At 40.0% G+C, this 9,246-nt stretch carries 10 protein-coding genes and 1 pseudogene; 3 read left to right on the forward strand and 8 right to left on the reverse strand.

Going from position 1 to position 9,246, the window contains the following annotated elements; all coding sequences use genetic code 11:
- Positions 1-130: pseudogene (locus H5160_RS19910) on the forward strand (elongation factor Tu); the annotation flags it as partial.
- A gap of 246 nt (positions 131-376) precedes the next feature.
- Here H5160_RS19910 and H5160_RS19915 read toward each other — a convergent pair.
- From H5160_RS19915 to H5160_RS19935, 5 genes are all read right to left on the reverse strand, one after another.
- Positions 377-1,573 (reverse strand): dipeptidase, encoded by a 1,197-nt coding sequence (locus H5160_RS19915; protein WP_024606595.1) that lies wholly within the window; start codon positions 1,571-1,573, stop codon positions 377-379.
- Between the two features lie 64 nt (positions 1,574-1,637).
- Positions 1,638-1,892: a YheU family protein gene (locus H5160_RS19920; RefSeq protein ID WP_004335925.1), complete on the reverse strand. Its 255-nt coding sequence runs from the start codon at positions 1,890-1,892 to the stop codon at positions 1,638-1,640.
- A gap of 2 nt (positions 1,893-1,894) precedes the next feature.
- A complete protein-coding gene (locus H5160_RS19925) occupies positions 1,895-2,881 on the reverse strand; it encodes a hydrolase (RefSeq protein ID WP_024606596.1) in 987 nt (328 codons plus the stop codon).
- Between the two features lie 750 nt (positions 2,882-3,631).
- A complete protein-coding gene (locus H5160_RS19930) occupies positions 3,632-4,054 on the reverse strand; it encodes a TIGR02444 family protein (protein ID WP_182738504.1) in 423 nt (140 codons plus the stop codon).
- Complete coding sequence (locus tag H5160_RS19935; protein ID WP_182738506.1) at positions 4,038-5,960, reverse strand: ATP-binding cassette domain-containing protein; 1,923 nt, start codon at positions 5,958-5,960, stop codon at positions 4,038-4,040. The genes H5160_RS19930 and H5160_RS19935 overlap by 17 nt, the downstream gene beginning before the upstream one ends.
- A gap of 132 nt (positions 5,961-6,092) precedes the next feature.
- On the opposite strand from H5160_RS19935, the gene H5160_RS19940 reads away from it, so the two are divergent.
- Complete coding sequence (locus tag H5160_RS19940; RefSeq protein WP_007378899.1) at positions 6,093-6,296, forward strand: YheV family putative zinc ribbon protein; 204 nt, start codon at positions 6,093-6,095, stop codon at positions 6,294-6,296.
- A gap of 32 nt (positions 6,297-6,328) precedes the next feature.
- Here H5160_RS19940 and H5160_RS19945 read toward each other — a convergent pair whose 3' ends face one another.
- Together H5160_RS19945 and H5160_RS19950 are read right to left on the reverse strand one after the other, a co-directional pair.
- Complete coding sequence (locus H5160_RS19945; protein WP_004335946.1) at positions 6,329-6,544, reverse strand: SlyX family protein; 216 nt, start codon at positions 6,542-6,544, stop codon at positions 6,329-6,331.
- On the reverse strand, positions 6,531-7,529 hold the full coding sequence (locus H5160_RS19950; RefSeq protein WP_138489926.1) for a WD40 repeat domain-containing protein: 999 nt from the start codon (positions 7,527-7,529) through the stop codon (positions 6,531-6,533). Before H5160_RS19950 ends, H5160_RS19945 begins: the two co-directional genes overlap by 14 nt.
- A 215-nt stretch (positions 7,530-7,744) precedes the next feature.
- On the opposite strand from H5160_RS19950, the gene fkpA reads away from it, so the two are divergent.
- Positions 7,745-8,491: an FKBP-type peptidyl-prolyl cis-trans isomerase gene (gene fkpA, locus H5160_RS19955; RefSeq protein ID WP_004335950.1), complete on the forward strand. Its 747-nt coding sequence runs from the start codon at positions 7,745-7,747 to the stop codon at positions 8,489-8,491.
- Positions 8,492-8,556: 65 nt separating this feature from the next.
- Here fkpA and rsd read toward each other — a convergent pair whose 3' ends face one another.
- Positions 8,557-9,027, reverse strand: coding sequence for a sigma D regulator (gene rsd / locus H5160_RS19960; protein WP_138489928.1), 471 nt, complete (start codon positions 9,025-9,027; stop codon positions 8,557-8,559).
- Positions 9,028-9,246: the final 219 nt, after the last annotated feature.

The raw sequence follows: 9,246 nt of genomic DNA on the forward strand, positions 1-9,246 counted from the left end.
GCCTGGTGATAACATCAAGATGACAGTAACTCTAATCGCACCAATCGCGATGGATGAAGGTCTTCGTTTTGCTATCCGTGAAGGTGGTCGTACTGTAGGTGCTGGTGTTGTAGCAACTATCGTAGAGTAATAATTAACTTTAAAGTTAATTGTTAGAAAAAGGTCACTCAGGTGGCCTTTTTTAATGTCTGAAGAAAAGTGATTTGCTCCTAGGTATAGAATTATTGCCGAGCTTGGGTTGAGTTTTACGAAACCCGAGGGGAAAATAGTACCGAAGATAACTATGCTGTTAAATATAAAAAAAGCACGGCTAGGCCGCGCTTATATTGAGTTAGCTCTTGGTCTTTTAGCCAATTACTAATATATGATAAAAGCTTTAGTGTTTCTTCGCATACTCTTGCGCTTGTTTTAAAACTCTTAATAAATTGCCACTTAAAATCTTTTTAATATCTTTGTCGCTGTAATCTCTATCCATTAAACCTTGGACAAGATTTGGGTAGCTAGATACATCTTTTAAGCCGATAGGTAATGAATCGCCAACTCCATCATAATCAGAGCCAATACCTACATAATCAATACCAATTAGCTCAACTACGTGATCAATATGGTCAAGTACTTGCTCAAGACTTGCAAATGGATACGGATTTTTAGCACGGTACGCAGCATCAAAATCTTTACTTAACTTAGTGCCTTCTTTTTTAGCTGACTCTTTTGTACTTTTTAATTGCTTGCCCCAACTACCTGCTTTAGCGGTAACAAAGCTTGATCCAAAGTTGATTTGAATAACGCCGCCATTTTCTTTCAGCGCTAATAGCATATCGTCATTCATATTACGCTCAAAGCCAGGCGTGTATTTACGAAGTGATGAATGAGAGGCAATTACTGGTGTTTTAGAAAGCTCCATAACCTGATAAAACGCATCATCAGAAATATGCGATACGTCAATTAGCATGCCTATATTATTCATTTCAGTGACAAGCTTTTTACCAAATGGGCTTAAGCCTTTCCATTTACGGCGTATATCGTAAGACGAATCCGAAATATGGTTGCTTTGCGAGTGTGCTAGCGTGATGTAACGAATGCCACGGTCGTAAAAGTGCTGAAGGTTTTTCATATCACCTTCGATTGGAGAGCCATTTTCCATACCCATGGCTATAGACAGCTTACCTTGTTTAAATTGCTCTTCAATATCAGAGCTTGAGCTCGCAATAGCAAACTTATCCGGTGCGCGCTGGACTATGGCTTCCATACTATCAATCATTTGATTGGCTAGCTGGTAGCTTTTTCCTTTACCCTCAAACTCTAAATGCGCAGGAATATAAATCGACATAAACGGTGCGTTTAAACCGCCTTTTACAGCGCGAGGATAGTCAAAATCGCCATCACTAGTTGCTTTGGTTACATCAACCCAGCTTTCGTGAATTCGATAAGGTACGTCAATATGGGTATCAATTAAAATGGTATCTTTAGCGAGTTTAATTGCCTTATCAGATGCTGTTATTGTTTGTTCTGCTTGGGCTTGGCTAGTTAAAGCTAGTGATATGGCTACCACTAGAGTGCTGAGTTTTATCATGTTTTGGCTCTTTGGGTAAAAAGCCATTGTGTACGTTCAATTCAAAAGTTACAAGTACTACGCCTTAATCAAACGACTGTGCTTGATGCTCTTCACTTTGCAGCGCTTTAAATTCGCCTTTTGAAATTATAGTTACAGACTCGTGTAATTCTGAGAAAAACACCATCGCTTCGCCATTTTTAAGCTGCAGCTTTACTTGGCTTACTTTAGATTCGATGCTTGCCTCTACTTCACCATAATCGGTACCTTCGCGTAATACGTAGCTTTCGATTAAGTTATAAAGAGTGTCTTGATCGAGTTGTTCAAAAGGGATAATCATTACTACTTGTTACTCGCTTTATTTGATACGTGCTGGCTAAAATAATGAGGGACGGCTTTTTCTAACCAAAATATAGGTTTAAACGGATTTTTACCGCTAATAAAACCAACATGCCCGCCCTTGTCAGAGATGCGCAGCGTAACATGCTCACTTACGTCTTGCCTACTCGGTACGGCTTTAATTGAGAGCATAGGGTCGTCTTTGGAATGAATAATAAGTGTGGGTACAGCGATATCTTTCAAATACGGCATAGCACTGGCTTTACGGTAGTAATCGTGTGCGTTTTCAAAACCATGTAGAGGGGCTGTTAACTGATTATCAAACTCTAATAAATCGTCAATTTTCATTAACTGTTTTGGCGTTAATGAAATTTGCTGCTTAATTTGTGGCAGCTTTCGCTGCATTGATTTTTTCATCCGATCGAGCAGATATTTTTGGTAAATTTTACCTAAGCTTTTACGAATAACATCGCTCGATGACGACAAATCATAAGGAGCAGATACCACCGCTGCTGCACTTAATGGGCATTTTTCGCGTTCTTCACCTAAGTATTTGGCAAGTACATTACCGCCCAACGAAAAACCAACAGCGACCATAGTGCGCTTAGGAAATTGCAGCTTTAAGTGATTTATAAAAAAAGCTAAATCGGCGGTGTCACCGCTGTGATAAGCACGTGGTAGGCGATTTACTTCGGTTGAGCAATTTCTAAAGTGCATAAGCACAACTGCATAACCTTGTTTTTTTAATGCCTTCATCATGCCTTTGGCATAAAAGCTATTTATATTGCCCTCAAGGCCATGTAAAACAACAGCAAGTGGTGCGGTTTCATTATGTGGAAGTGACCATGCAAGCTCAATAAAGTCACCATCAGGTGTATCAAGTTGCTCAAGTTCGTAGGACGTATTGTGAAATGGGCGGAAAAAACGCGGCATTATGGTCTGAACGTGACGATTGGTCATCCACCATGCTGGTTTGAACTGAGAGATCATGTTTGTACTACGCACTTTGTATTAAACGAAAAGCTAGTGTATCAAATTTTTCGCTTCAGAAAATAAAAAGCGCCTAACTAGTAAACTAATAAGGCGCTTTAGTGCGTCGTGCTTAATTTTGTTCGGGAATTTCTGCATCATGTATTTTTTTCAAAAAGAAAAAAGCAAAAAAGATACACAAAGAAACAACGATGGTTAAAAACCCAAAAGACATAAATAAAACTGGATCTGTAAAAAAGTCTCTAAAGAATACGTTCATGAGTTGCTCCCCTCGTTGTTGATGGGTTAATCATAAGCGGTGTTTGCAGGTCGCAACGTGATCGAGATCAAGTTATTTTTCTAAGCAGGTGTAGGAGTGAAGCTAAGTTGATTTAGATCATGTTTTAAGGGTTGGTAAGTTATTACCACTGAGAGCTAAGAGAGTTTTCTCTTAAAATAGTAAGCTGATCGTAACTCATTTTTTTTCACTTTATCTAAAAGCGTAGCGCTTTAAACTTTTTTGAGTAAGCCACTTAAAGATTTTTTGCACAAAGAGAAAAGAATGAGAAGTAAATGCGGGGAGATCAATGAACTACTTGAGCTGTACTAGCTCAGACTTGATCTGACAGTTACCCATTTTCACCTGGGTAATTTAGTTTGTTTTCCTCTAAAAGCGAAGCGCCTCTTAACCTCTTTGTGAGTAATTACTTGAAGTTTTTTTGCACAAAGAAAAGAGTATAAAAAGTGGAGGAGGCTACAAAAACTAACACCCTAAGTGGCTTTCACATATAGCTCAATGTTGTTTGGCTCTGAAAGTTTGACTAATTCAAGCTCATTTACCGTTTCAATCAACATATGTTGCTGTTGTTTTTCAAGCTTCAGCTCAGCGCTTAGCAACTCTGCACGTATTGTGGCGTAATCACTTATCGCATTCTGGTTAGCTTTTAAATAGCTACGAGCGGCGCGCAGAGGTTGTAATGCGCGAGTATCAAAGTCACTAACTACTTGCGTTAACTCGTTTAGCTGTTGGGTATTAACACTTAAATTTAATGAGTCTAAATAAAGCAGTAATAAGCATAAATTAACATTTTTTCCTTGCTGGTTTTGTAGTGCCAGCAAGGTTGTTTGTTGATCAGGCTTTGCGTACAAAGTACACGCAAATTGCCAAAAATGGTCGCTATTGAGCAAGTTCATCGGCGAATGCCTGCTCTTTTTCTTCCATTTCTTCAAGTGCCATAAGTAACTCTTCTTCAACGTCGTTAAGTTTAGGCGTAAGCGTTGCTTGCTTAGCTAATAACTCTTTAAGCTTGGCTTTGTTGTCATCGTTGTAGAGTTCGTTGTCGCCAAGGGCTACTTCAACTTCGCTAAGCTCTGCAGTAAATTTATCGAGTTGCTTTTCAAGCTTTTCAATTTGCTTTTTAAGTGGCTGAGTGGCTTTTCTAAATTCAGCTTCTAAGCGCTTTTGCTCTTTACGGTTAACACCTGGGTTTGCTTTAGGCTCGTCGTTTTGCTGCGCTTTAACCGCTTCTTTATTGGCATTCAGTAACCACTGATAATACGCATCTAAGTCGTAACCAAACTGGGTTACTTTGCCGCCATCTACTAAGTAAAACTCGTCGGCGGTGTTTTTAAGCATATGGCGATCATGCGATACGGTAACCATAGCGCCTTCAAACCCTTGTAATGCCATAACAAGTGCATGGCGCATTTCTAAATCAAGGTGGTTAGTTGGCTCATCGAGTAGTAATAAATTTGGTTTTTGATATACCAACATGGCAAGCACTAAACGTGCTTTTTCGCCGCCCGAAAATGGGGCTACAGGCTCAAGTGCTTTATCGCCAATGAAAGCAAAGCCGCCTAAAAAGTCACGTAGTGATTGTTCAGTGGCTTTTGGGTCGAGGCGTTGTATGTGCATTATTGCACTGGCTTTTAAATCAAGGGATTCAAGCTGATGCTGCGCAAAGTAACCAATATTTAAACCGTGATGCTGAATAACTTCGCCAGCTTGCGGCTCTAAATCACCAGAAAGTAGTTTAATTAACGTTGATTTACCCGCACCATTTCTACCAAGTAAAGCAATTCGGCTACCTGGTACAAGGTTTAGCTCTATATTATTTAAAATGGTGACGTCACCATAACCCGCTTTGGCTTTATCTATCGTCATTAGTGGGTTTGGTAATGCTTTTGGCTCTGCAAACTCAAAGTTAAATGGCGAGTCGGCATGTGCCGGCGCTAGTTTTTCCATGCGTTCAAGCGCTTTCACACGGCTTTGTGCTTGTTTAGCTTTACTGGCTTTTGCTTTAAAGCGCGTTATAAACTGCTCAAGGTGAGCAATTTGATCTTGCTGTTTATCAAACATTGCTTGTTGTTGTAGTAAGCGCTCAGCTTTTTGGCGCTCAAACTGCGAGTAGTTACCTTTGTACACGTTAATAAGTTGCTTATCTACATGCCAAATTTGATCAACCACCGCATCTAAAAACTCACGGTCATGCGATATAAGTACAAGGGTGCCGGTATAAGCACGCAAAAAGCGTTCAAGCCAATAAACGGCATCTAAATCAAGGTGGTTTGTTGGCTCATCGAGTAATAGTAAATCGGCGTCGCGTATTAATGCTTGGGCAAGGTTTAAACGCATACGCCAACCACCAGAGAACGAGCTTACTGGATTTTCTATAAGGTTATTGGCAAAGCCTAAGCCGTGTAATAGCTCACCTGCGGTTGATTCAATGCTATAGCCTTTAATGTTCTCAAGCTGAATATGTACTTTAGCTTGTGTGTCGCCATCGTTGTTTTTCTCGGCCTCACGCAGTGCTATACGCATTGCGTAGTATTCTGGGTGGCCTTGAAGTACATAATCAATCGCGCTTATTTCAAGGGCAGGTGTCTCTTGCTTAACAGAGGCGATAGACCAATCTTTTGGAATGCTGCAGTTACCGGCATCTAGTTGTAGTTCTGATTTTAGTAAACCAAATAACGTTGATTTTCCACAGCCATTAGCGCCAACAAGGCCTACTTTGTGTTCTGGAAATAACGTAGCTGATGCGTTTTTTAATAAGGCTTTACCGCCACGAAGTAGTTCTATTTCTGAGATTTGGATCATGAATGCGTTACTTTGCTGTGCCCTTGTTAAGTTGGCGCTATCATAACATAGAACTTAATGCTCTTATCAAGCGTATCAACAAGTGAAGTTATACGATAAAATGACAGCAGTTCAAACCACAGGAAAAATGTTGTGAGACAAAAGAAGCGATTTATTGCTGGAGCATCGTGCCCTGACTGCAAAGCCATGGATACTATGATGCTATACAGAGAACATGATGTTGAAAAAGTAGAGTGTGTTGAGTGTGGTCATAAAATGGCGCAACCCGATAACGCTGTTCAGGCGTCTACTCGCCAATTTGAACAAGTAATTGGTGTGTTTAAACCGGGCGACTAACCCGGTTTTTTATTGCCTAATTTTTACCGGTTTTAGTAATGCGGTGGAGGTGGCTCAGGTACTTCAGACATCATAGACGATGATGACTGCGACTCTTTAATTTTCTCTGCTAGCAGCTCGGTTTGGCGTTTCATTTTTGCTAACAGCTGTTGGTGCACTTTTATTTCATCATTTAAGACTTCAATCGTTTCGTCTTGAAAAGCCACTTTGGCTTCAAGTTCCATTAAGCGATGTTCAATTGTGTTCATTATTCTCTCGTATAATAAATCGCTCTGCGATCCCGCTGGAGCTTTCGGTTAACAACGACTTACCGTTATCTGTAAATGTCACATCTAGCACCACCGCCGATTTAGGCTTACTGCCTTCGCGCGGGGTAACCTGCCAAGTTTGAATTTTTTCACCGCTTGGTATTTGCCACAAATCTACGCGCTTATTTGGCGAGCCGGTTGCAAGCAAAGTGCCTTGTTCGTTAAAACGCACAGCAGTAAAAATTTTCTGACGCGCAATATACTTCAGTTTACTCACAAGATCACCTGTAGTCAGCTTCCATACATTTGCTTGTGCCATACTATCGGCCGTAAACGCATAGCGACCTTGTGGATCGAGCGTCACTTGGGTAACACGCGTTGGGTGATTAAAACGATGAATTACTTGACCTGTACGTGTATCCCAAAAGTAAGCAACATAATCGTTAGAGCCACTTAAGGCAAAGCGTCCGTTAGGTGAAAGGTCAACGGTGTTAACTTTATCTTGATGACCTAAAAACTCAATACGACGCCCGGTTTCTAGGTTTACAAATACGACAACGCCGTCGCTACGGCCGTATAAAACACTACGGCCTTGATTGCTAATGGCGATATCGCGAATACTGGCTTTTTGTATTTTGTAATAACCTTTATTTTTGCCTGTGGTTATATCCCACACAGCAAATGTGGTTTTTTCGGCGGTAACTGCCACGCTGTTATCAAAAGCAATGGCAACAGCGTACACTAGGCTGTCTTGTGACTGCTGCTGAAACCATTGGTATTTTAGCACCTGCTGTTGATTATCCCACAGGGCGACCCCATGGTTGATAGAGGAGATCAAACTGTATTTACCATCGTTTGAAACTGTTGATGAAAACGCACCTTGTGCAGCATGTTCGTAACTTGCTACAGCGTGTTGTTTTTTATCGGTACAGGCGATGGCTAAAAAACAGCTAAATACGATTAAAAAAGTACGAAATATCGACATATTACAGGTATTTCCCCTTAACTCTTAGTGACTGAGAGGTTAGACTAGGACGCGTTAAATGCCTAGGTTGTTTGTCTAATCACTGGATATGTTTTTAGTTTAGCTAACAATATGGAATTTAGTCATTAAACAAGCAGCCTATCATGTGGGCCGTTAATCTTTCACTAGTAATAATACATTAAAATGACAACTGCAAAGTATGTCGGAGATTTAAAATGAAAAAGACGATTAGATTGTCATTGATTGCAGCGTCAGTTTTAGCGCTTACAGCTTGTAATCAAGAAGCAAAAAAAGAACAAGCTGAAGTTAAATTAGACACTGTAGAACAGCAACAAGCATACGGTATTGGTGCATCTGTAGGTAACTTTTTAAATAAAGACCTAGCAGACAAAACAGAAATTGGTATTGAACTAGACCAAGCACTTTTAATTCGTGGTTTTGAAGATGCGCTTGCTGGCAATGCAAAAATTGACGAAGAAAAAATTCGCGAAGTATTAACTGCACTAGATACATCAGTACGTACTAAGCAAGAAGAAAAAGCTAAAGTAGAGTCTGAAAAAAGTAAAGAAGCAGGCGCTAAATACCTAGCTGACAACGCCAAAAAAGAAGGCGTTACAGTAACTGAGTCGGGTCTACAGTACGAAGTACTTAGCGAAGGCGATGGCGAAAAGCCAGTGGCAACTGATGTAGTTAAAGTACACTACAAAGGGACTTTATTAGACGGTACTGAGTTTGATAGCTCATATGCGCGTAACGAACCGACAACTTTCCCTCTTAACCGCGTAATTGCGGGTTGGACTGAAGGTTTACAACTTATGTCAGTGGGTTCTAAGTACAAGTTCACTATTCCTTCAGAACTTGCTTACGGTGACCGTGACTTAGGTAAGATTCCAGCTAATTCAACACTTGTATTTGAAGTTGAATTACTTGAAATTCAAAATGAAGAAGCACCAGCACAATAATAAGCTTATTGTGTAAATGCAAAAAGGGACCTTAGGTCCCTTTTTTAATATGCGTAAGTAACGTATTAATTCGTGTGATTAGAAAACAAGTTATCAATAAGCTCATCTTCAAGTGCAAAACGAGCTTCTAATGCTTCACCAATAACAGATAAGTCATTATCAAAATCTTTCAATAAGTCTTCTTTATCTACTTCTGCGTACTTATCATTAAAATCTAACGCCACATCGGTTGTGCTAGAAATACGCGGGTAAATAGAGTTTGCAAGCTCTTGGCTTTGTAAGCCCTTTTTTTCGCATGCTTTTGCTATATCGTCATATACTTCAAAATGGCCTGCAGATAGGTAATCCATTAAAAGCTGGCAAAATGATTCAATTAGTTTTGGCTCTGGCAATGCTTGATCTTGCTTTTCGTATGGCGTAAAGCCTGCAATTTTGCAGTAAAGTACAATAAGTTCTTGGCGTTCGTTTAGCCATTTATCAATTACTGTGTGGCTACCACCCCATTTCTGTTGAGCTTTTTCTACACGCGTCAGCATAACTGTTCTCCTAGCTGGGTTGGTTTTTAATTTAAAATATAATAAGTTTATGTACATCAAGATATATTTAATTTGCGCGTATATCAACAAGTAAAGTTGAGCTACTTTGAGGGTTGTACCTTTTTATATAAACCGAGGCGAGGGATTTTATTTTAGGCAAGAAAAAACCACCAGTTACGGTGGTCTAATTTCTTTCAGTGACTTGTTATAACAAGCTTT

The sequence above is a fragment of the Pseudoalteromonas sp. SG43-4 genome, from assembly GCF_014164325.1.
GTDB classification, from domain to species: domain Bacteria; phylum Pseudomonadota; class Gammaproteobacteria; order Enterobacterales; family Alteromonadaceae; genus Pseudoalteromonas; species Pseudoalteromonas distincta.